Source organism: Micromonospora sp. NPDC049662, assembly GCF_040675055.1.
Lineage (GTDB): Bacteria > Actinomycetota > Actinomycetes > Mycobacteriales > Micromonosporaceae > Micromonospora.
This window is the reverse complement of the sequence record NZ_JBFAOC010000006.1, coordinates 201,485-223,040: the sequence shown is the minus strand read 5'-3', so window position 1 is coordinate 223,040 and position 21,556 is coordinate 201,485. Positions and strand designations below refer to the sequence as shown.

The window sequence follows — 21,556 nt, the reverse complement described above, 5'->3', positions numbered from 1 at the left end:
TGGTGGACCGATTCGCGGGTGACCTGCGCCCCGCTGAGGACCAAGGCGCCGGCGCTCAGCAGCGGACCATTGGGGAAGGCCCCAAACCCCGCCCCGTCGATCATGGAGTTGTGGTGGGGGACGAAGCGGTGAAGTCGCCTCGTTCCGGGCACCACGAGTTCATGATCGACGGGGCGGGGCGGGGCGGAGCGGGGGCGGCAGGGATGGGGCGGCGGTGGGCCGACGTTCCTGGTGGGGACGCCGGGCCACCGCCGGGGCGGGTGACGCCGGGAGGACGCGGCTGGTCAGCCGACGGCGGCCAGGTCGGTGAGCCGGGCCAACGAGTCCTCCAGGTCGGCGCCGACCCGGCGCAGGCCCAGGCGCAGCAGAGCCGCCTTGACGGGGCCCGCCGGCCAGCGGACCACGATGAGCCGCACGACCGTCCCGCCCTCCTCCTCGTCCTCGGTGAGCTGGACGTAGATTTCGGTGCGCGCCTCCGCACGGGCACCGGCCCCCTTGGCCCGCTCCCGCCAGCCGATCAGTGTCGGCTCCTGATAGGCGATCACCTCGGCCTCATGCGCCGAGCGCCCCGCCTGGACCAGTTGTCGCCGCCCGAAGCCCTCCCCCGAGAGCACTTCGGCCGCGCGAACCCCCGCCAGCCAGGCCGGCAACTGCTCGGCCCGCTGGACGACGTCCCAGACCACTTCCATCGGCGCCGCCACGTGCGCACTACGTTCCACGAGGATCATTTCCGTCTTGCCTCCAGTGAGGACATCCCACGATATCGGCACTCTATGCGTCAAATCGGACTTACCTGGACGGGTTCGGAAAAAGACACGCCGATCAACCATTGCGGATTGCGCCAGCCCGGCCTATGGCGCATTCATCGACAGCGTCCTAGAGTCCCGAACACGTTTCACGTTCACCGGGAGAGCGCATGTCGACCGCACCGATGCCCGAGTTCCCCGACGGCTTCCGCTGGGGCGTCTCCACCTCGGCCCACCAGATCGAGGGCGCCACCACGGCCGACGGACGCGGAACGTCCATCTGGGACACCTACGCGCGCGAGCCGGGCCGGATCAGCGACGGCAGCAGCGGCGCGGTCGCCTGCGACCACTACCACCGGTACGCCGAGGACGTCGCGCTGATGGCCGGGCTGGGCGTCGGGGCGTACCGGTTCTCGATCGCCTGGCCCCGCGTGCAGCCGGACGGCAGCGGCGCGACCAACGCCGCCGGCCTGGACTTCTACGACCGGCTGGTCGACGACCTGCTCGCCGCCGGCATCGACCCGGTGGCCACCCTGTACCACTGGGACCTGCCGCAACCCCTCGAGGACGCCGGCGGCTGGCTGCACCGGGACACCGCCGCCCACTTCGCCGAGTACGCCGAGCGGACCGCAGCCCGCCTCGGCGACCGCGTCCGGCTCTGGATCACCCTCAACGAGCCGTTCATCCAGATGAGCCTCGGCTACGGCATGGGCGTGCACGCCCCCGGCCAGATGCTCCTCTTCGGCGCCTTCCCGGTCGCCCATCACCAACTGCTCGGCCACGGGCTCGCGGTACAGGCGCTGCGGGCGCACACCGACAGCCCCGTCGCGATCGCCAACAACTACTCGCCGGTGCGGGTGCTCGGCGACAGCGACGCCGACCGGGCCGCCGGGGCCGCGTACGAGACGTTGCACAACCGGCTCTTCACCGACCCGCTGCTCGGACGCGGGTACCCCGACCTGCCCGGCCTCGACCCGACCGTCGTCCGCGCCGGCGACCTGGACACCATCGCCGCGCCCATCGACGTGCTCGGGGTCAACTACTACAACCCCACCGGAGTACGGGCAGCCGAGGAGGGCTCGCCGCTGCCGTTCGACCTGGTGCCGCTGGACGGTTACCCGCGTACCGCCTTCGACTGGCCGGTCGCCCCGGACGGGCTGCACGAGCTGCTCCGCTGGCTACGGAACACGTACGGCGAGGCGCTGCCACCCATCGAGATCACCGAGGGCGGCTGCGCGTACGACGACGAGCCGGACGCGCACGGGCAGGTGGCCGACCCGGAACGGATCGCGTACCTCGACGGGCACCTGCGGGCGGTCCGGGCCGCCATCGACGACGGGGTGGACGTCCGCGGGTACTTCGTCTGGTCGCTGCTGGACAACTGGGAGTGGGCCGAGGGATTCACCAAGCGCTTCGGTCTGGTGCACGTCGACTACGCCACGCAGAGGCGTACGCCGAAGTCGTCGTACACCTGGCTGCGGGACCTGATCGCGGGCAGCGCGCCGGGGGCGGCGCGGTGACCACCGTCGACCCGGCGGCGGCGCTGCCGGCGGCGCTCGCCGAGCCGACCGTGCCGGTCCGGCGCGGCTGGATCGGCCTGGTCTTCGCCGCCAACCTGGGCGTGTGGATGGCGTTCTTCACCCCGATCCAGGTGCTGCTGCCGCAGCAGATCGAGCGGATCGCGCCCGGCGACAAGGAGACCATGCTGGCCGTGGTCACCGGCCTGGGCGCGTTGGCGGCGGTGCTGGCCAACCCCCTGGCCGGCGCGTTGTCCGACCGGACCTGCCTGCGGGTCGGCGGTCGGGAGTTCGGTCGGCGGCACGTCTGGACCGCCGGCGGGGCGGTGCTCGGCGCGGCGGCGCTGGTGCTGCTGGCCCAGCAGCGGACCATTCTCGGGGTCGCCGTCGGCTGGGTCGCCGCGCAGGTCTGCTTCAACGCGATGCTGGCCAGCCTCACCGCCGCCATCCCGGACCGGGTGCCGGTGACGCAGCGCGGCAGCGTCTCGGGCTGGGTGGGCATCCCGCAGGCGCTCGGGCTGGTCCTCGGGGCGGTGCTGGTCACCGCCGTGGTCACCGGGAACGCCGCCGGCTACCTGGCGATCGCGGTGGCCATCCTGCTGCTGTCGCTGCCGTTCGCGCTGCTCACCCCCGACGACCCACTGCCCCGCGCGAACCGCCCGGCACTGCGCGTCCGTACGCTGTTCGCCTCGATGTGGATCAGCCCGCGCCGGCACCCGGACTTCGCCTGGGCGTGGATCACCCGGTTCCTGGTCCAGCTCGGCAACGCGCTGGGCACCCTCTACCTGCTGTACTTCCTCACCGACGGGGTTCACTATCCCGACCCCGAGGGCGGCCTGCTGGTGCTGATCCTGCTCTACACGTTGGGCATGATGCTGACCGCCGTGGTCTCCGGCCGGCTGTCCGACCGCTCCGGGCGGCGCAAGATCTACGTGATCGTCTCCGGGCTGATCATGGCCGTGGCCGCGCTGTTGCTCGCGGTCGCACCCACCTGGCCGATGGCGATCGTCGCCGCGCTGCTGCTGGGCGCGGGTTACGGCGTCTACCTCTCGGTGGATGCCGCGTTGATCACGCAGGTGCTGCCACGCGCCACCGATCGGGCCAAGGACCTTGGCGTGATCAACATCGCCAACTCGGCGCCGCAGGTGCTCGGTCCGGCGCTCTCCGCCCCGCTCGTGGTCCACCTGGGCGGCTATCCGACGCTCTACGCGGTCACCGCCGTGGTCACCGTGGTGGGCAGCGCCCTGGTGGTCAAGATCCGCTCAGTCGCCTGAGGTGTAAGGAAGGGCACCTTGTACAACACGAGGCGATAAGAAGGGGCCCTTCCTTACCGGGTCGACGGCCGCCGTAGGCTGGAGGACGTGACGGTACGTGTGCGCTTCGCCCCCTCCCCGACCGGTATGTTCCACGTCGGCGGCGCCCGCTCGGCGCTGCAGAACTGGATCTACGCCAAGCAGCAGGGCGGGGTGTTCGTGCTCCGCATCGAGGACACGGACGCGGCGCGCAACAAGCCCGAATGGACCGAGGGCATCCTCTCCGCGCTGGACTGGATCGGCATCTCCCGGGGCAGCTACGAGGGGCCGTACTTCCAGTCCGAGAACGCTGGCGAGCACCGGGCCGCCGCCACCCGGCTCTACGAGTCGGGCCGCGCCTACTACTGCGACTGCACCCGCGAGGACGTACAGGCCCGCACCGGCTCGCAGTACCAGGGCTACGACGGCTACCACCGCGACCGTGGCCTCGGGCCGGGGCCGGGCCACGCGCTGCGCTTCCGTACGCCCGACGAGGGCACGACCGTGGTCGTCGACCTGATCCGGGGCGAGCCCACCTTCGAAAACAAGCTCATCGAGGACTTCGTCATCGCCCGGGGCGACGGATCGCCGGTGTTCCTGCTGGCCAACGTCGTGGACGACATGACCATGGGCATCACCCACGTGATCCGTGCCGAGGAGCACCTGCCCAACACGCCCAAGCAGCAGCTCCTGTGGGACGCCCTCGGGGTCAAGCCGCCGGTCTGGGCGCACGTGCCGGTGGTCGTCAACGAAAAGCGGCAGAAGCTCTCCAAGCGCCGCGACAAGGTCGCCCTGGAGGCGTACCGCGACGAGGGCTACCTCGCCGGCGCGATGCGCAACTACCTCATGCTGCTCGGCTGGGCGCCCTCGGGCGACCGGGAGATCGTGCCCTGGTCGGTCATCGAGGACGAGTTCCGCCTGGAGGAGGTCAACCCCTCCCCCGCGTTCTTCGACGAGAAGAAGCTGCGCGCGTTCAACGGCGAGTACATCCGCGCGCTGCCGGTGGCCGAGTTCGTCGACGCCTGCCAGCCGTGGCTGACCGGCACCGGGACCATCGCGCCGCCGCCATGGCAGCCCGAGGAGTTTGACGCCGACGCGTTCGCCGCCGTGGCGTCGCTGGCCCAGACCCGGATCGCGGTGCTCAGCGAGATCGTGCCGAACGTCGACTTCCTCTTCCTGGCCTCGCCCACGATCGACGAGGCCGCCTGGACGAAGACGATGAAGGACGGCTCCGCCGAACTGCTGGACGACGCGGTCGCGGCCTTCGAGGCGCTGGAGTCCTGGGACGCCGAGGCGCTGAAGTCGACACTGGAGGCCGTCGGCGCCGAGCGCGGCCTCAAGCTCGGCAAGACGCAGGCGCCCGTACGCGTCGCGGTCACCGGCCGCACCGTGGGCCTGCCGCTGTTCGAGTCCCTCGAGGTACTAGGCCGCGAACGCACCCTGACCAGAATGCGCGCAGCCCGCCTCCGCCTCCCCTAACCCCCTGCGCCCCGCCGCCGCCTCCGCCGCTTCGCGGCCCCGCCCCGCCCCGCCCCGCCCCGTCGATCATGGAGTTGTGGTGCCGGGTTGGGCACCCTTATAACGACTTTGTCCTCCACCACAAGTCCATGATCGACCCAGACTGGGCGGGCGGCGGGGACGGGGCGGCGGGACGGGGGCGGCGAGGGTCCGGCTCGCTTTGGGCGGTGTCGCGTCTGCGCTCTCCGCCGCGCCGATCTTGCAGTTTCGGTTGTCGATATGAGTGGGTTGCACGCTATGTCGCCACAGAAAGCGCAAGATCGGCGCCGAGACGCAGCGGCTGTCGCCGAGCCACGCCCTGCCTTCGCACCCCGCCGCGCCGATCTTGCAGTTTCGGTTGTTGGTATGGGGTTGGATGCCCGTTACGTCGCCACAGGAAGTGCAAGATCGGCGGACGCGGGGACGCGGGGACGCGGGGCGGTTAGCGGGTTCGGCGGCGGAGCAGCAGGGCGGCCGTCAGGGCGGCTAGCAGTAGCGCGCCGCCGAGTGCCCAGGGCCACCAGCGGCTCCCCGAGTCGGATCGTTCCTCGGCGGCCGGTACGGCGGAAACGGTGTCGGCCGACGGCGACACGGGTCCGGCGGGGGATGCCGTGGGCGAGCCGGGCGCTGACGGGCCGGTGCTGGCCACTGACGGACTGCCGGACGGGCCGAGGGCTGAAGAGGGGCTGGCGGACGGGTCCGCAGCCGTGCCGGTGGTGAGGGTGAACCGCACCTCGCCCTTGATCGGGTGGCCGTCGTTCGACGGCAGCTGGTAGGCGACGGCGTAGAGCCCCGCCGCGCCGGGCGTGAACGGCACGCGTACCCGGGTGCCGTCGAACGTGGGCCGCCCGCCGGCGACCACATTGTCCGGTCCGGTTATTGTGATCTTCGTCGTAGCCGGCGGCGGCTTGGCCAGGAAACGTAGCTCGATCCGGGTGGGCGCGGTGGCCACCCGGGCGCCGTCGGGCGGATCGCTGCCGGTCAGCGAGTTGTGCGCGGCGGCCGGCGTCGCCGGGGCCAGTAACGACACACCGAACGCCACGCCGAGTACCACTGGCACGAGCCGTGCCATCCGTGTAACCCTGCCCCCCATGAACCCCTCCGTAAGGGTACGATCCGCCCGCTGATCAAACAGCTCCTCGTTAGTCGAGCAGAGATCGCAGATAGTTCCAAATACTGTTCCACAAGCTGCAATCCATCGACGTTCTGCGGAGTCTGTGAGAGTGGGACCGACCCGGTCGGTGCCGTCACCGGCCGACCGACCCGGACGTCACGGCGAAGCCATCCATCGAACGGGGCGAGGAGGCGGGATGGTCCGACAGATGAGGCGCCGGCTCGCCGTGCTGGCGGGCACGCTGGCTGCGGCGGTGCTGGTGCTTGGCATGGCCGGCCCGGCGAGCGCGGCGCCCAAGCCTGCGCCCGCCGGTGTGGACGTCACCGGCGAAGGGCTCACCGAGCCGCTGCGGCTACGGTCCGAGACCCAGCCCGCGCACGTCCTCGCGATCATCGACCAGATCAACTTTTTCGGTCGTACCGGAATGCCGACCGGCCCCAAGGCGGCTGACCTCGGTCCGAAGTACACGGTCGTGGTGCTCGCCGGGGAAACCCCGAAGCAGATCTTCGACCTCTACCCCAAGGCGGCCGGCGGCCCGCGCGTCTACCGCCCGGCCAAACAGCCGGACGGTCGCCGGACCAGCGCTGGCTGGTTCCTGGGACGGCTCAGCATGTCCGAGACGCTGCGTACCGCCGGGGTGCCGCTGGAGCGACAGTTCGACACGGTCAGCGGCGGCGTGGGCGGCGGCGAGCGGGTGCTGCCGGAGGACACGATGGATCCGGTGCGGGACATCGACGAAGCACTCGGTGAGTTGCAGCGGCTGCTGCTGCTCAACGTCGGGGTGATGCTGACCATCACGGTCGGCCTCGCCGGGATCGCCCTGCTGATCCGCCGCCGGACCCGCTGACGAGTACGCCAGAAGGCACGAGTACGCCAGAAGGCACGGGTACGCCGGAAGGCACGGGTACGCCGGAAGGCACGGGTTCAGCGGGCCACAGCGCTCGGCCCCCACGCGGTCAGCACCAGCGGCGCGGCGGGCGCTCCCGTCGAGTGCCCCGCTGACGTGGCCGGACCGGGCCGTGCCGGTGGGCACCCGCCCATCCAGGAAGTTCACTGAGGCAACCAGCGGGGTCACCCGGCTCCGGCTCGCCCAGGGCCACCGGCTCGGCGGCCCGCTGGCGCGGGATCTCCTCATCCGGCCGCCCGGTGGACGCCTCGCTCGGGTGCGCCGCCGCCGGGCCGACGGGCCGGCGAGGCTTGCCTGCCACCTGCGGGTCGTGGTGCCCCAGGCGGCAGGGCTCGCCCTGGGCGCAGCCGTGCTCGGCCTCCCCGTGCGCCATCCCCGGTCTCCTCACGCTCGCACTCACGCGCAGGTGCTCCCCCCGTACGTGCCCTGTCACCGTACTGGCCGGGACCGACGGCCTGTGCACGGCGTACCCCGGGGTCAGCGCTTCGGGCGACCGGGGAACAGGGGCGCCCAGACCGGGAAGGCGCCCAGCCAGATGAGGATCACGGTGGTCAGGCTGCGGATCCAGTTGCCCAGTTCACGGGTTCTTTCCGCGTCGTTCACCCAGAGGATCGCCGCACCGAGCTGGCCGCACGCGACGGCCCAGCCGAGGAGTGCCCTGGCCCACTCCCGCCACCCGTGGCGGGCGTGGGCCCAGCCGGCGCGAGGAGGCCGCACGGGCGGCCGGCCACCGGCGAACCGGCGGGCGAAGCGCTGGTCCGGCCACCGGACGATCGAGTTCCCGAAGGCCACCGAGAAGCCGAGGTGGGCGGCGGGGCCGTGACCGAGGTCCGCGGTCGCGCCGCGCGCAGGTCGAGCACCGACGCGGCGAGCAGTGCCAGATCGACAAGCGGTACGCGGACCGGCAGCGCCCCGCCGAGCCGTGGCCGGCGCAGCGGATAGCGGGCCACCAAGCCGGCGGCGATCAGCACCCGGAACGCGATCTCACCACCGATGATCACCGCGACCAGCATGGCCGCTCCCCTCGTCGCCACCAGCATCGCCGGACGGCAGCCTACGAGCCGGGTGCGGGCCGCGATCCTGGCCCCAGGGGCTGGGCCTGTCCGCGCCGCCGCGACCCTGAGTCGGCAGCTCCACAGGGGACACCCCGCCGGACTGCCCTGTCGTACGCTGCCCGCCAGCGGTACCGATGATCACTGCCCGACGGAGACGACATGCGACGCCTGTGGGAAACGACGGTCCTGGTGGCGCTGATCGTGGGGGTGAGCGGCTGTGACAGCGGTCCCACCGAGGCGAAGGGCTCGACCTTCGCCCCCGCGTCGGGAGTGTGCCATGCCACCGCCTCCGACGATCGCAGCCCCGAGACGTACGCGCCGATCCCCTGCTCCTCCAAGCACGAGGCGGAGACGTTCCTGGTCGGCGTCATCCGCGGCACGGACGGTGTCGCGTCGGCGCCTCCGGCGGCGGACACCGACGCGATGTGGCGTCTCCACGATGCCTGCGACAGTGCGGCGGCCCGCTTCCTGGGCGGGGAGTGGCGCGAGTCACGACTGGCGATGCGGACGCTGACCCCGTCGACGGCGCGTTGGCAGGCGGGCGAACGGTGGTACCGCTGTGACCTGGTGGAGATGCTCGCGCTGGACCGGTGGGTGCCGAACCCCCGGGCGAACAGCCTGCGGGCCGGCCTGACGGGTGACTCACCGCTGCGGCTGACGTGCTTCACCGCGCCCGAGGAGAACGCCGACGACCTGGTCGACCTGCCACCGGCCTCCTGCACCGGGCCGCACGGCACCGAGTTCGCCGGCATCTGGCCGGCCGGCCCGGAGGTGGAGGAGCTCACCGAGGAGGTCATGCAGGCGGGATGCCGATCGACGGTCGCCCGGTACGTCGGTGCGCCAGAGGCCGCCCTGGAGGGCCGGCTGGAGGTGTTGGCGTACGTCCTGGAAAGTGAGCCGGAATGGCTCGCTGGCCGACTCAGCGCCATCTGCTTCCTGCACAGCCCGAACCGGCAGCTCGACGGGTCCCTCAGGAATACCGGCCTGCCGCCCCGCTGATCGGTGCCGGCGTTCGTGGCCTGCTCACGACGTGTCAGGCTAGAGGGGTGAGCACGGCCGAGGGTGGGGAGCTGGCGGCCACGCTGCGCCGGATCGAGCGTTCGGCGGGAGCGTTGGCCACTGCCAGCGTGGCCCGGATGGACGAGACGCTGCCGTGGTTCCGGGCTCTGCCGGCCGACCAGCGCTCCTGGGTGATGCTGGTGGCCCAGGCCGGCGCCCGCTCGCTGGTGCAGTGGCTGCGCGAGGGCGGCGGCACGGCGGACAGCACGCAGGAGGTCTCCGACGACGTGTTCGACGCGGCGCCCCAGGCGCTGGCCCGGTCGATCACCCTCCAGCAGACCGTGGCGCTGATCAAGGTGACCATCGACGTCGTCGAGGAACAGGTGTCGCAGCTCGCCGCCGAGGGCGAGGAGCAGTTGCTACGCGAGGCGGTGCTGCGCTTCTCCCGGGAGATCGCGTTCGCCGCCGCCCGGGTGTACGCGCGGGCCGCCGAGTCGCGCGGCGCGTGGGACGCCCGGTTGCAGGCGCTGCTGGTCGACGCGCTGCTGCGGGGTGACTCGCCGGACGTCCTGGCGAGCCGGGCCGCCGCGTTGGGCTGGGCGGACGCGCCACCGGTCGCGGTGGCGGTCGGCCACTCCCCGGGCGGGGAGGTCTCCGCCGTGCTGCACGTGGTGTACCGGCTGGCGCGGCGGATCGGTGTCGAGGTGATCGGCGGGGTGCACGGCGATCGGTTGGTGATCGTGCTGGGTGGCGCGGCGGACCCGCTGAGCGCCACCGGCAAGCTGCTGGACGCGTTCGGTGACGGCCCGGTGGTGGTCGGTCCGGCCGTACCCAGTCTGGACGAGGCGACGGAGTCGGCGCGGTCGGCGCTGTCCGGCTTCCGGGCGGCGCCGGCGTGGCCGGCCGCCCCCCGGCCGGTGGCCGCTGCCGACCTGTTGCCGGAGCGGGCCCTCGCCGGCGACGCGGAGGCCCGCCGGCGGCTGCGGCACGACGTGTACGCGACGCTGGTCCGCGCCGGTGGCGAGCTGCTGGAGACCCTGGACGCGTTCCTGGCCGCCGGTGGCACGCTGGAGAGCGCGGCGCGGGCGCTGTTCGTCCACCCGAACACGGTGCGGTACCGGTTGCGCCGGATCGCGGAGGTGACCGGTTTCTCGCCGCTGTCGCCCCGGGACGCGTTCGCCCTCCAGGTGGCGTTGACTGTCGGTCGGCTGGACCCGGTGGTCCCGGTGGCCTCGGCGGTCCCGACCCAGACATTGACCCCGGCCGCCCGGAAATCCGCCCAAACCAGCGATGATCCCCGCCGATCTTTGTAAGAAACCTCCAAAGGTTCTAGTGCGGTTTGGTCGGCCCCGGCACAGCGCTACCCACGCGTATCCGGGAGAGTCATAGGCGTGCTCGCCGTACTTAGTCCCGGCCAGGGTTCCCAGAAACCCGGCTTTCTGACTCCCTGGCTCGACCTGACCGGCACCGAGGCGCGTCTGCGCTGGTGGTCCGCGCTGGCCGGCGTGGACCTGGTGCACCTGGGCACCGCCGCCGACGCGGACGAGATCAAGGACACCGCCCGTACCCAGCCGCTGCTCGTCGCGGCGGCGCTGCTCGCCGCCGAGCACCTGCCGCTGGACGGCGTGGCGCTCACCGCCGGGCACAGCGTCGGCGAGCTGGGGGCCGCGGCGGTGGCCGGGGTGCTGTCGGCCGAGGCCGCGATCACCCTCGCCGGCATCCGTGGCCGCGAGATGGCCGCCGCCTGCGCGCTGGAGCCGACCGGGATGGCGGCCGTGCTCGGCGGCGACCCGGACGAGGTGCTGGCCGCGATCAGCGCCGCCGGGCTGCACCCCGCCAACCGCAACGGCGCCGGCCAGATCGTCGCCGCCGGCTCGCTGGACGGCCTGGACAAGTTCGCCGCCGCGCCGCCGGCGAAGACCCGGGTCATCCGCCTCCAGGTGGCCGGGGCCTTCCACACCCCGTACATGGCCCCGGCCGAGGCCGCGCTGGCCGCCGTCGCCGCCGGGATCGCCCCCGTCGACCCGGCGCGGATCCTGCTGTCGAACCTTGACGGCACCGCCGTCACCGACGGGCACGAGCTGGTGCGACGCCTGGTCCGCCAGGTCACCGCGCCGGTGCGCTGGGACCTGTGCATGCGCGCCCTTGCCGAGCACGGCGTGACCGGCGTGATCGAGCTGCCCCCGGCCGGCACCCTCGCCGGTCTGGTCAAGCGGGAACTCCGGGGCGAGGGCGCCCCGGAGATCGTCACCCTGAACACCCCGGACGACCTGCCGGCCGCACGGGACCTGATCGCCCGCCACGCCACGCCGGGCCAACCGCTCGCCCCCATCGGAGGACACTCATGACTGGCAGTCGCATCGTCTCGATGGGGCACTACCAGCCCTCCCGGGTGGTGACCAACGACGACATCGCCCAACTGGTGGACACCAACGACGAGTGGATCCGCGACCGGGTGGGCATCGCCACCCGGCGGATCGCCGACAGCGAGACGGTGGCCGACATGGCCGCCGCAGCCGCCGGTAAGGCGCTGGCCAACTCCGGGCTCAGCGCCGCCGACATCGACCTGGTCGTGGTCGCCACCTGCTCCTCGATCGACCGGAGCCCCAACGTGGCCTGCCGGGTCGCCGCCAAGCTGGGCATCGCCGCACCGGGCGCGTTCGACGTCAACACCGCCTGCTCGGGCTTCGCGTACGCGCTGGGCACCGTCGACCACGCCATCCGGGCCGGCGCGTCGCGCAACGCGATCGTGATCGGCGCGGAGAAGCTGTCCGACTTCACCGACTGGACCGACCGCTCCACCTGCATCATCTTCGGCGACGGCGCCGGCGCCGCGGTGGTCACCGCCACCGCCGACGACGAGCCCGCCGGCATCGGCCCGGTGGTGTGGGGCTCGGCGCCGGAGAAGAGCGACGCGGTACGCATCGAGGGCTGGCGCCCGTACATCCAGCAGGAGGGCCAGTCGGTGTTCCGCTGGGCCACCACCGCGCTCGCGCCGCTGGCCCTGCAGGCGTGCGAGCGGGCCGGGGTCGACCCGTCGGAGCTGGCCGCGTTCGTGCCGCACCAGGCCAACGCCCGGATCATCGACGGCATCGCCAAGCGGCTCAACATCCCCAACGCGATCATCGCGAAGGACATCGTCGAGTCCGGCAACACCTCGGCGGCGAGCGTCCCGCTGGCCCTGTCGAAGCTCGTCGAGCGGCGGGAGGTGCCCTCGGGCGCCCCGGTCCTGCTGTTCGGCTTCGGCGGTGGCCTGACCTACGCCGGTCAGGTCGTCCGCTGCCCCTGAAGCCCCCTTGAGGCGCGTACGCGCTCCAGGAGCGGCGCCCGGCGACGCCGGCCGCCAGAGAACCCCCTATGAGAGGAACCAACCGCAATGACCCGTGACGAGATCACCACCGGCCTCGCCGAGATCCTCGAAGAGGTTGCCGGGGTGAACCCGGACGACGTGGCCGAGGGGAAGTCCTTCACCGACGACCTCGATGTCGACTCGCTCTCCATGGTGGAGGTCGTGGTGGCCGCCGAGGAGAAGTTCGGCGTCAAGATCCCGGACAACGAGGTGCAGAACCTCAAGACCGTCGGGGACGCCGTCAGCTTCATCGAGGCGCAGTCCTGATCATGAGTCGTCCTGACGTCGTCGTCACCGGGCTCGGCGCGACGACCCCGCTTGGCGGGGACGTCGCGTCGACCTGGGACGCCATGCTCGCCGGCCGCTCCGGGGTGAGTGCCCTCACCCAGGAGTGGGCCGCGCAACTGCCGGTGCGGATCGCCGCCCAGTTGGCCGTGGAGCCGTCCGAGGTGCTGGACCGGGTGAAGCTGCGCCGCCTGGACCGGTCCGAGGCGATCGCGCTCATCGCGGCGCAGCAGGCCTGGGCGGACGCCGGTCTGGCGGACGCCGGCCTGGACGCCGAGCGGCTCGCCGTCAGCGTCGGCTCCGGCATCGGTGGCGCCACCACCCTGCTCGCCCAGGACGACATCCTGGAGGCGTCCGGGCCGCGGCGGGTGTCCCCGCACACGATCCCGATGTTGATGCCCAACGGGCCGGCCGCCTGGGTCGGGTTGGAGTTGGGCGCCAAGGCCGGCGTGCACACGGTGGCCAGCGCCTGCGCGACCGGCGCGGAGGCGATCGCGCTCGGCCTGGACATCATCCGCGCCGGCCGGGCCGACGTGGTGGTGGCCGGCGGCACCGAGGCCGTGATCCACCCGCTGCCGATCGCCGGCTTCAGCTCGATGCGGGCCATGTCGACCCGCAACGACGACCCGGAACGTGCCTCCCGCCCGTGGGACACCGGCCGCGACGGCTTCGTCCTCGGTGAGGGTGCCGGCATCGTGGTGCTGGAGCGGGCCGACCACGCCGCGGCCCGGGGCGCCCGGGTGTACGCGCGCCTGGCGGGCGCCGGCATCACCTCCGACGCGTACGACATCGTGCAACCGCACGCCGAGGGTGAGGGCGCCATCCGGGCCATCGCCAAGGCGATCGCGGACGCGGACATCGCCAAGCAGGACATCGTGCACGTCAACGCGCACGCGACGTCGACCCCGGTCGGCGACATGCTGGAGATCGGCGCGCTGCACAAGGCGCTCGGCGACCACCCGGTGCTGGCCGCGACGAAGTCGATGACCGGTCACCTGCTGGGCGCGGCCGGAGCGTTGGAGTCGATCGCCACGATCCTGGCGATCCGCGACAGCGTCGTGCCTCCGACGATCAACCTGGACGACCCGGAGCCCGGGCTCAGCCTGGAGGTCGCCGCGCACAAGGCACGCCACATGGACATCCCCGCCGCGCTGAACAACGCGTTCGGCTTCGGCGGTCACAACGTGGCGCTGGTCTTCGCGCGGCCGTGAGACAGCGGCCGTGAGACAGCGGCCGTGAGACAGCGGCCGTGAGACAGCGGCCGTGAGCTGGCCGATCTGCGGATCACCGAAAGGGTCCCCTCTCGCGAGGGGGCCCTTTCGCGTGTTCAGCGTCGGTTGCGGGGGTGTTGCCGGGCGGTGCGCTCGTTGCCGTGGCGGTAGTTGCCGGTCCAGCGGGCCATCACCAGTTGCGGGTCGTCGTCGACCTCGGCGAGGAACTCCGCCGCGCGGGCGCCCCGCAGCGTGCCCGCCACCCGGCCGTGGTGGGTGATCACCACCGTGCCGTCGGCCCGCTGGTCGTACCGGAAGCCCTGCGCCTGACCCATGGGCGACACGCTGCCAGGGTGGCCGTGCCGGCGCGACCGGATTCCCGGGCCCGCGGCCTCTTGCATAGACTGTGAATATAAAAGCGCTATGCTTTTGGCGTGCGTCGTCCAGACACTCCTCCTGGCACGTCCGCCGCCATCGGGGCGGCCCTCTACGGCCTGGCCACCAGGGCCGCGAGACGCCTACCCCGGGACATGAGCCTGACCTCTGCCGCCACCCTGGCGACCCTGGACCGGACGGGTCCGCGGCGCATCACCGATCTGGCCGCGGTCGAGGGCGTCACCCAGCCCGCGATGACCACCCTGGTCCGGGTGATGGAGGAATCCGGCCTGGTCGAGCGGCGGGGCGACGCGTCCGACAAGCGGGTCACGCTGGTGTGCCTGACCGAGGCCGGCGCCTCCTATGTCCGGACGCGCCGCCAGGCGGGGATCCACGCGTTCGAGCGGTTGATCGGCCGGCTCACCGGCGACGAGGTCGAGGCGCTGGCGGCGGCCCTGCCGGCGCTGGAGCATCTGGCAGCGCTCGAAGGACAGGACCGCGAAGGGCCGAGGCGGTGACCGGGCAACCGATCGGCGGGGGCGCGCCGAAGGCGTTTCCGGTGACCCGTTCCGAGACGCGGCTGCTGGTCCCCGCCCTGATGTTCATCGCCCTGGTCGTGGCGGCGGTCGCCAGCCTCGGGACGCCGCTCATCACCAGCGTGGCGACGTCGTTCCACGTCTCGCTCGGCAGCGCGCAGTGGACGCTGACCGTCGCGCTGCTCAGCGGCGCCGTCGCCACGCCGGTCCTGGGCCGGCTCGGAGCCGGTCCACACCGACGGGCCACGATCCTCGCCACGTTGGCCGTCGTCGTCGCCGGCAGCGCGCTCACCGTGCTGCCACTGCCATTCGCGTGGCTACTGACCGGCCGGGCGGCCCAGGGCGTCGGGCTCGGGCTCACGGCGCTGATGATGGGCGTGGCCCGGGACCACCTCCCCGAGGAGCGCGGCGCGGCCGTGATCGCTCTGATCTCGGTGGTCTCGATCATCGGCGCGGGCGTCGGCTACCCGCTGGCCGCCCTGCTCGCCGAGCTCGGCGGAGTACGGGCCGCCTACGGCCTCGGCCTGGTCGTCACCGCCGCCGCCCTCCTGACCGCGTGGCGCGCCATGCCCGAAGCTCCCGAAGGCCGGTCCGCCCACGTGGACGTGGCAGGCGCGGTCGTCCTGAGCGCTGCGCTGCTCCTGGTGCTGTTCCTCGCCGGTGAGCGGAATCTGTGGAGCAGGCACCTCGCCGTGGCGGCGGGCCTCGCCGTCGTCGCGGTGGTGCTGCTCTGCGTCTGGGCCGTCATCGAGCTGCGCAGCCCGACGCCCCTGGTCGATGTGCGGGCGGTACGGCACCCGGCGGTCGCCGGGGCGAACCTCGCCATGTTCGTCGCCGGGATCGGCATGTACCTCCTGCTCACGCTCATCACCCGGTACGCGCAGACGCCGCCCGGCGTCGGCTACGGCTTCGGGCTGACGACCTTCGTCGCCGGGCTGGTCCTGATCCCGTTCTCGGTGCTGGGGTTCGTCGCCGGCAAGCTCACGCCGCGGATCCGCACGCGGGTCGCCGACCCCCTGCTCCTGGCCGGCAGCGCTGTCGTGGTCGGCGTCGGGTTCGCCCTGTTCGCGGCGGCCCGGTCGGACCTGGCCGAACTGTTCGCGGCGATGGGCGTGCTCGGCTTCGGCGTCGGCGGCTTCTCGGCCGCGATGCCCGGTGTCATCCTGGCCGCCACTGTCAGGAGCGAGACGTCGAGCGCCATGAGCTTCAACTACGTCGTCCGCAGCGTCGGGTACTCCCTGGGCAGCGCTGTCGGCGGCCTGGTCCTCGCCGCGGGCACCCGCCCCGGCCACCTCTTTCCCGACGACCGCGCCTACCGCACCGCGGCGATGGTCGGGATCGGCGCCATGGCGATCGCGACGCTGACGAGCCTCGCTCTCGCCCGGCGACGCTCGGCCACGACCAACACGTGAGTCGGACGCACTCCCCCACCACAGGAGGTTCCATGCTTAAGGGCTACTGGGTCAGCGCCTACCGCACCGTTTCCGACCCCGAGAAGCTGGCCGCCTACAACGAGCTGGCCGGTCCCGCTGTCCGGGCCGGGGGCGGTCGGGTCCTCGTCCGTGGCGGTCGGATCGCCGCGTACGACGCCGGAATCGCCGAGCGTACGGTCCTGATCGAGTTCGACAGCTTCGAGCAGGCCGTCGCGGCGCACGAGAGTGCGGCCTACCAGGAGGCGCTGGCCGCACTCTCCGACGGCGTCGAGCGCGACTTCCGCATCGTCGAGGGCATCGACTGACCGAGTCGCGGTCGGATCTCCTGCCGGTGCCGTCAGCTCTTGCAGGTGGTGGCCGGCAGTCCGGGCACCACCACCGGTGACCGGCCACCCGGGCGGGCCTTGCCGGCCAGTACGGCGGCGAGCGCGGTCATCGACGCCCGGCTGGAGGAGTACGTGGCCAGCAGCGTCGGCGACTTGGCCTTGGCCAGCACGTACGGCGTGTCCATGGCGACGGTGACCGCCGCACTGGCGCTCAGGTCCTTCTCCCCGTCGCCGTAGCCGACCAGGTGCACCACCGTCCCGCCGCTCGGCTTCACCGTCACGCCGGCCGCGGTCAGCGCGGCGGTGAGCGCCGCCCGGGTGCCGTCCCGGCCGCCGGAGGAGGTGACGGTGACGGGGCCGCGCACCGCGCCGCCGCAGGCACCGCGCAGCACGGTGACCGCTCCGGCGGCCAGCGCGTCCGCCGCCGCCCGGTGCGCCGGGGTGTTGAGCGTGGACATCGGCTCGGCGGGTCCCGCCGCCAGCCGGAACTTCATGGTCAGGATCCGGGTGACCGCGTCGACGAGCCGGGCCCGGGGCAGCGACCCGCCACGCAGGGCGGCGAGCAGCCCGTCGTACGCCTGACCGACGTTCGGGGTCATGAGGATCAGGTCGTTGCCGGCGTTCAGCGCGCGGACGGCGGCCTCGCCGGGCGCCCACCGCTTCGCCGGTGGCATGTTCATCCCGTCGGTGATCACCACGCCCTTGAAGCCGAGCTGACCGCGCAGCACGTCGGTGAGCAGCTTGTGGGAGAAGGTCGCCGGGGTGCCGGGGTCGATGGCCTGCACGTCCAGGTGGCCGGACATCACGGCCATCGCGCCCGCGTCAAACCCGGCGCTGAACGGCGGCCACGCGCCGCTCTGCAGCGCCGCCGCGGACTGGGTGAGCACCGGCAGGTCCTTGTGCGAGTCGTCCGCGCTGTGGCCGTGCCCCGGGAAGTGCTTCAGGGTGGCCGCGACGCCGCTGGCCTGTAGGCCCCGGACCGCGCCGCCGACCTGCGCGGCGGCGATCTTCGGGTCGGCGCCGAACGACCGGGAGCCGATGACCGTGCTGCGGGTGGCCAGCACGTCGGCGACCGGGGCGAAGTCGATGTTGATGCCCATCGCGGCGAGTTCGGCGCCGGCGGCCTGCCAGGCGGCCTCGGTCAGCTTCGGGTCACCGGCGGCACCCGCCGCGAGGGCGCTGGGCAGGATGGTGACGCCGTCGGTGACGCGGGTGACCACGCCGTACTCCTGGTCGGTGCCGATCAGGAAGGGCGCCGGGCCGGCGGCCAGCCGTCCGGCGGCCCCCCGCAGTCCGGTGGTCAGGTCGTGGACCTGCTTCGGGTTGTCGACGTTTGTCGTCTCCTGATTGCCCTTGGTCGGGTCGTCGGCGCTGAAGCCGACCAGGATGAGCCCGCCGAGCCGGTACTTGGCGATCATCTCGGCGGGGGTGTCGACGCCGGCGAGCGCCTGGTTGCCGGCCGCCGAGCCGGTGGAGACCTTGGTGGCCGAGTCGCCGTACGCGTAGGGCATCAGCACCTGCCCGACCAGGTCCTCGTCGGAGAGCGTCGCGACCAGCGCGGCGGCCCGCGCGGCCGGGTCGTCGTTCGGCGGCGAGGCGGGTGCGCTCGGGGCCGCCGACGCGCCGGTCGGGCCGGGCGTCGGGTCGGGACGATCCGGGGTACCCGAGCAGCCGGAGACGATCAGGGCGGTCAGGGCGGCGACGGCGACACCTGCGTGTCGCGGGCGAATCGGCACGCCGACCATCCCACCAGTTCCCCCTTATCGGGGCAACTTGACCTTACCGGTCGCCAGCGTGAGGGTGACGCAACACCCAGGTCCGCAGCGCGTGCGGCCCCGCCGTCAGCCGACCCGGGTGAGCAACGTCACCGGTGCGCCGTCACCGGCGTACCGGTAGGGCTCCAGGTCCGCGTCCCACGCGGTGCCGAGCGCCTTGTCAAGGGCGTGCGACAACGCCTCCGGGGCACGGGCGGAGGCCATCAGGGTCCGCAGCCGGTCCTCGCCGAGCTGGATGTCACCGGCCGCCCCGACGGTGGCCCGGAACAGGCCACGGGCCGGCACGTACATGAAACGCTCACCGTCGACGCCGGGACTCGGCTCCTCGGTGACCTCGAAACGGATCATGGGCCACTGCCGGAGGGCAGCAGCCAGCTCGGCGCCCGTTCCCGGACGGCCGGTCCACCCACACTCGGCCCGGCGGGCGCCGGGGTCGACGGGCTGAGCCGTCCACTGCAGGTTGACCGGCGCGGCTAGGACGCGCGCGATCGCCCACTCGACGTGCGAGCACACGGCGAGCGGGGTCGAGTGGACGTATACGACGCCACGCGTTGGCACGGTGACCTCCCGGAGAGCGAGGTGCGTCTTCCCCTACGACCTCGTCCACCCGAGTGGTTGCTGCAACACATGATGACTCGTGTGACGGATGGTGCGCCAGAGAATCGGAAAAAACGCCACCCGGAATAGCCGGACGGGTGGTCTCCGTTGCCTCTCAGGACACCGCGACGACCAGCCTGATGTCGTGGTCATGTACAGTTCCATCGGCGGCTTCTGCCGCGTTCCACCTCTGCGGGCCGACGCAGTGTCACCCGCACACAGCCCCCGGACGTCCAGTCCTCCCGTACGTCTTGCAAGGAGTACCTCCGTGGCGAGCAACACCTCTAAGACCGCGCGCGCGTCCGTCCGGGCCGGCCAGGCTGGCCAGGGTGGCGCCCTCAGCGTGCTGGGCGAGTTCAAGTACCTCATCCCGCTCAACGGCGGCAAGCACGCCTACGTGCGTAACCTGACCAACGGCAAGACCGCGCACCTGCGTACCGACTCCGACGCGTTCGTCGAGGAGATCCGGGCGCTGGCCGCCGCCGGCCACGCCGCCAAGATCCGGGCGGAGATCAACAACCTGGCCACCGTTCACCCGAACGACGGCTGGGAGGCCACCGAGAAGCGTCTGGTCGCGGCCGGCGTCTTCGAGGGCTGAGCCCTCCCCCACCGCACCACCGACCGCCCGCCGGGAGTTCCCGGCGGGCGGTCGTTCGTTTGTCAGGACGCCTCGAGCAGAGCAACCTCGCCGGTGCTCAGGTCGTAGAGGCCGCCCACCACGGCCACCCGGCCGGTGGCCACCGGCCCGGCCAACAGGTCGTCGACGCGCAGCGCGTCCACGGTGCGCCGGACGTGTCGGCGGACCGTGAGCGCGAGCACCGCCGGATCGTCGAGCCCCACCTCGACGACCGCCGGGGCGATCTCGTCGACCAGGTGGGCCAGCGACCCACCGGGGCGCTCGCCGGTGCGCAGGGCGTCCACGGTCGCGCCGACCGCACCGCAGCGCTCGTGCCCGAGCACCATGACCAACGGCACGCCGAGCTGCCCCACCACGTACTCGATGGAGCCGCACACCGCCCGGTCGAGCACGTGCCCGCCGGTGCGGATCACGCAGATCGCCCCGAAGGTCTGGTCGAAGATCGCCTCCAGCGGCACCCGCGAGTCGATGCAGCCGAGGACCACCGCGTACGGCTGCTGGTCTCCGGAGGCGGCCGCCGCGGCGGCGGTGACGTCGTGCCCGTGGATCGGCTGGCCGCTGACGAACCTCCGGTTGCCGCCGAGCAGGTCGGCCAACGCGGCCCGGGGCGTGCCGCCGGCCTGCCGTCCCCGCCCCCCGGACCCGCCCGTCGGCGGAACCGGCGTCGCCCGCGCCGACTCCATGCCGTTCAGCTTGGCCCGCCGGCGCACGGCCAGGGGCGGGGTCGGGAATGTTCGCCCGACCGCGATTGGCGTGGCGTCCCGACGGGTAGCCGGTGTTACCGCCGGGTATCGGAGGTACGGGTGATGCCGGGGCGAGCCTGGGAGGTGGCGATGCCGGAGCGACTCGAAGTCGGTATGCCCGACGGCGTACGGCTGCACGTCGAGACCACCGGTCCCGTGCACGCCTCGGTGACGGCGGTCCTCCTGCACGGCTGGACGCTGGACGGGCGCAGCTGGCACCGGCAACTCGACGCGCTCACGTCGTCCTTCGGCGACTCGGTGCGGGTGGTCACCTATGACGCGCGGGGTCACGGCCGGTCGAGCTGCATGGCGCTGCCCACGGCCACCCTGGCCCAGCTCGGCGACGACCTGGCCGCCGTCCTCGACGCGGTCGCGCCGAGCGGTCGGGTGGTTCTGGTCGGGCACTCGATGGGCGGAATGACGATCATGGAGTACGCGCACCGCCACCGGGAGCACTTCGCCGCGCGTACGGCCGGACTGGTCTTCGTCTCGACCACCGCCGAGGGGCACACGCACACCGTGTACGGGCTCTCACCACGCATCGCCCGGCTGATCCGGCTCGCCGAGACGACCGGCGCCGGCGTGCTGGCCCGCTGCGGCTCGTGGCGAGCGCCCCGGGCGCTGCTCAACGCGCTGCAGCCGAGCATCCGGTGGATGCTCTTCGGCGACCGCTGCGATCCCTCCGACATCCGGTTGGTCACGTCGGCGGTGGCCCGCGCCTCGCTGCGCTCGATCGGCGGTTTCCGCGCCTCGATCGGCGCTCAGCGCCGGCTGGACACCCTCGCCGCCCTGGCGCACCTGCCGGCCGCCGCCCTGGTCGGTGACCGGGACCGGCTGACCCCGCCGCCGTGCGCCGAGTCGATCGCCGCCGTCCTGCCGGCCACCGAGCTGACCGTCTGCCCGGGCGCCGGCCACATGCTGATGATGGAGCGTCCGATTGAGGTGAACGCGGCCCTGACCGGTGTCCTGGGCCGGGTGCTCGCCGCACCCCCGCCGCACGGGCCCGGCCCCAGCGCCGCACCCTCGCCGCACGGGCCCGGCCCGAACGGCGCACCCCCGCCGCACGGGCCGGTCGTGAGCGCCGTCGCGGCGGGTCGCTGAGCACGTTCGCGCACCTCGGGCGCGGCGGGTCGGGTCGGGGGCCGTACCCTTCTGCGGTTGG

Annotated in this window: 20 protein-coding genes and 3 pseudogenes; 15 read left to right on the top strand and 8 right to left on the bottom strand. The window is 72.8% G+C overall.

What is annotated here, in order from left to right; all coding sequences use genetic code 11:
* Positions 1 to 284: 284 nt before the first annotated feature.
* Positions 285 to 728 (bottom strand): SRPBCC family protein, encoded by a 444-nt coding sequence (locus AB0J36_RS07520; RefSeq protein WP_355051413.1) that lies wholly within the window; start codon positions 726 to 728, stop codon positions 285 to 287.
* A gap of 188 nt (positions 729 to 916) precedes the next feature.
* On the opposite strand from AB0J36_RS07520, the gene AB0J36_RS07515 reads away from it, so the two are divergent.
* From AB0J36_RS07515 to gltX, 3 genes are all read left to right on the top strand, one after another.
* On the top strand, positions 917 to 2,266 hold the full coding sequence (locus tag AB0J36_RS07515; protein ID WP_357393337.1) for a GH1 family beta-glucosidase: 1,350 nt from the start codon (positions 917 to 919) through the stop codon (positions 2,264 to 2,266).
* Positions 2,263 to 3,537, top strand: coding sequence for an MFS transporter (locus AB0J36_RS07510; protein ID WP_357393335.1), 1,275 nt, complete (start codon positions 2,263 to 2,265; stop codon positions 3,535 to 3,537). Before AB0J36_RS07515 ends, AB0J36_RS07510 begins: the two co-directional genes overlap by 4 nt.
* Before the next feature lie 87 nt (positions 3,538 to 3,624).
* Entirely contained in the window at positions 3,625 to 5,034 is a 1,410-nt protein-coding gene (gene gltX / locus AB0J36_RS07505) for a glutamate--tRNA ligase (protein ID WP_357132514.1), read from the top strand.
* A gap of 460 nt (positions 5,035 to 5,494) precedes the next feature.
* On the opposite strand, the gene AB0J36_RS07500 is transcribed toward gltX, so the two are convergent.
* Positions 5,495 to 6,124, bottom strand: a complete 630-nt coding sequence (locus tag AB0J36_RS07500) for a copper resistance protein CopC (RefSeq protein WP_357132511.1) — start codon at positions 6,122 to 6,124, stop codon at positions 5,495 to 5,497.
* A 238-nt stretch (positions 6,125 to 6,362) separates the two neighbouring features.
* Here AB0J36_RS07500 and AB0J36_RS07495 point away from each other — a divergent pair, with 238 nt between their 5' ends.
* A complete protein-coding gene (locus AB0J36_RS07495; RefSeq protein ID WP_363660274.1) occupies positions 6,363 to 7,013 on the top strand; it encodes a hypothetical protein in 651 nt (216 codons plus the stop codon).
* A 109-nt stretch (positions 7,014 to 7,122) separates the two neighbouring features.
* On the opposite strand, the gene AB0J36_RS07490 is transcribed toward AB0J36_RS07495, so the two are convergent.
* Together AB0J36_RS07490 and AB0J36_RS07485 are read right to left on the bottom strand one after the other, a co-directional pair.
* The gene (locus AB0J36_RS07490; RefSeq protein WP_357173645.1) at positions 7,123 to 7,446 is read right to left on the bottom strand and encodes a hypothetical protein; all 324 of its coding nucleotides are present in this window, start codon (positions 7,444 to 7,446) and stop codon (positions 7,123 to 7,125) included.
* A 104-nt stretch (positions 7,447 to 7,550) separates the two neighbouring features.
* Positions 7,551 to 8,086: pseudogene (locus AB0J36_RS07485) on the bottom strand (hypothetical protein).
* A 201-nt stretch (positions 8,087 to 8,287) separates the two neighbouring features.
* Between AB0J36_RS07485 and AB0J36_RS07480 the strand changes: the two are divergent.
* The 6 genes and pseudogenes from AB0J36_RS07480 (at position 8,288) to fabF (ending at position 13,972) form a co-directional block, all read left to right on the top strand.
* Positions 8,288 to 9,127, top strand: coding sequence for a septum formation family protein (locus AB0J36_RS07480; protein ID WP_363660273.1), 840 nt, complete (start codon positions 8,288 to 8,290; stop codon positions 9,125 to 9,127).
* A 20-nt stretch (positions 9,128 to 9,147) separates the two neighbouring features.
* Positions 9,148 to 10,440 (top strand): helix-turn-helix domain-containing protein, encoded by a 1,293-nt coding sequence (locus AB0J36_RS07475; protein ID WP_357132742.1) that lies wholly within the window; start codon positions 9,148 to 9,150, stop codon positions 10,438 to 10,440.
* Positions 10,441 to 10,518: 78 nt separating this feature from the next.
* Positions 10,519 to 11,433, top strand: a pseudogene (locus tag AB0J36_RS07470) (ACP S-malonyltransferase); the annotation flags it as partial.
* Positions 11,434 to 11,471: 38 nt separating this feature from the next.
* A complete protein-coding gene (locus tag AB0J36_RS07465; protein WP_357132499.1) occupies positions 11,472 to 12,416 on the top strand; it encodes a beta-ketoacyl-ACP synthase III in 945 nt (314 codons plus the stop codon).
* Positions 12,417 to 12,503: 87 nt separating this feature from the next.
* On the top strand, positions 12,504 to 12,743 hold the full coding sequence (locus AB0J36_RS07460; RefSeq protein ID WP_007463517.1) for an acyl carrier protein: 240 nt from the start codon (positions 12,504 to 12,506) through the stop codon (positions 12,741 to 12,743).
* Positions 12,744 to 12,745: 2 nt separating this feature from the next.
* Positions 12,746 to 13,972, top strand: coding sequence for a beta-ketoacyl-ACP synthase II (gene fabF, locus AB0J36_RS07455; protein ID WP_357132496.1), 1,227 nt, complete (start codon positions 12,746 to 12,748; stop codon positions 13,970 to 13,972).
* Positions 13,973 to 14,088: 116 nt separating this feature from the next.
* On the opposite strand, the gene AB0J36_RS07450 is transcribed toward fabF, so the two are convergent.
* The gene (locus AB0J36_RS07450) at positions 14,089 to 14,307 is read right to left on the bottom strand and encodes a hypothetical protein (protein WP_355051399.1); all 219 of its coding nucleotides are present in this window, start codon (positions 14,305 to 14,307) and stop codon (positions 14,089 to 14,091) included.
* 99 nt (positions 14,308 to 14,406) lie between these two features.
* Between AB0J36_RS07450 and AB0J36_RS07445 the strand changes: the two genes are divergently transcribed.
* Genes AB0J36_RS07445 through AB0J36_RS07435 form a run of 3 tightly spaced genes read left to right on the top strand, consistent with a single transcriptional unit; the run spans position 14,407 to position 16,621 of the window.
* Positions 14,407 to 14,865, top strand: a complete 459-nt coding sequence (locus tag AB0J36_RS07445; RefSeq protein WP_357393331.1) for a MarR family transcriptional regulator — start codon at positions 14,407 to 14,409, stop codon at positions 14,863 to 14,865.
* Between the two features lie 41 nt (positions 14,866 to 14,906).
* On the top strand, positions 14,907 to 16,295 hold the full coding sequence (locus tag AB0J36_RS07440) for an MFS transporter (RefSeq protein WP_357393329.1): 1,389 nt from the start codon (positions 14,907 to 14,909) through the stop codon (positions 16,293 to 16,295).
* Between the two features lie 32 nt (positions 16,296 to 16,327).
* Positions 16,328 to 16,621, top strand: coding sequence for a DUF1330 domain-containing protein (locus tag AB0J36_RS07435; RefSeq protein WP_357132488.1), 294 nt, complete (start codon positions 16,328 to 16,330; stop codon positions 16,619 to 16,621).
* Positions 16,622 to 16,653: 32 nt separating this feature from the next.
* Here AB0J36_RS07435 and AB0J36_RS07430 read toward each other — a convergent pair whose 3' ends face one another.
* Positions 16,654 to 18,387: a glycoside hydrolase family 3 N-terminal domain-containing protein gene (locus tag AB0J36_RS07430; RefSeq protein ID WP_363660272.1), complete on the bottom strand. Its 1,734-nt coding sequence runs from the start codon at positions 18,385 to 18,387 to the stop codon at positions 16,654 to 16,656.
* A gap of 96 nt (positions 18,388 to 18,483) precedes the next feature.
* Entirely contained in the window at positions 18,484 to 18,975 is a 492-nt protein-coding gene (locus AB0J36_RS07425; RefSeq protein WP_357132482.1) for a DUF3145 domain-containing protein, read from the bottom strand.
* A gap of 307 nt (positions 18,976 to 19,282) precedes the next feature.
* On the opposite strand from AB0J36_RS07425, the gene AB0J36_RS07420 reads away from it, so the two are divergent.
* Positions 19,283 to 19,612 (top strand): hypothetical protein, encoded by a 330-nt coding sequence (locus AB0J36_RS07420; RefSeq protein ID WP_355051393.1) that lies wholly within the window; start codon positions 19,283 to 19,285, stop codon positions 19,610 to 19,612.
* A gap of 62 nt (positions 19,613 to 19,674) precedes the next feature.
* Here AB0J36_RS07420 and AB0J36_RS07415 read toward each other — a convergent pair whose 3' ends face one another.
* Positions 19,675 to 20,334, bottom strand: a complete 660-nt coding sequence (locus tag AB0J36_RS07415; RefSeq protein WP_357132478.1) for a carbonic anhydrase — start codon at positions 20,332 to 20,334, stop codon at positions 19,675 to 19,677.
* Positions 20,335 to 20,484: 150 nt separating this feature from the next.
* On the opposite strand from AB0J36_RS07415, the pseudogene AB0J36_RS07410 reads away from it, so the two are divergent.
* Positions 20,485 to 21,375: pseudogene (locus AB0J36_RS07410) on the top strand (alpha/beta hydrolase); the annotation flags it as partial.
* Between the last annotated feature and the right edge of the window lie 181 nt (positions 21,376 to 21,556).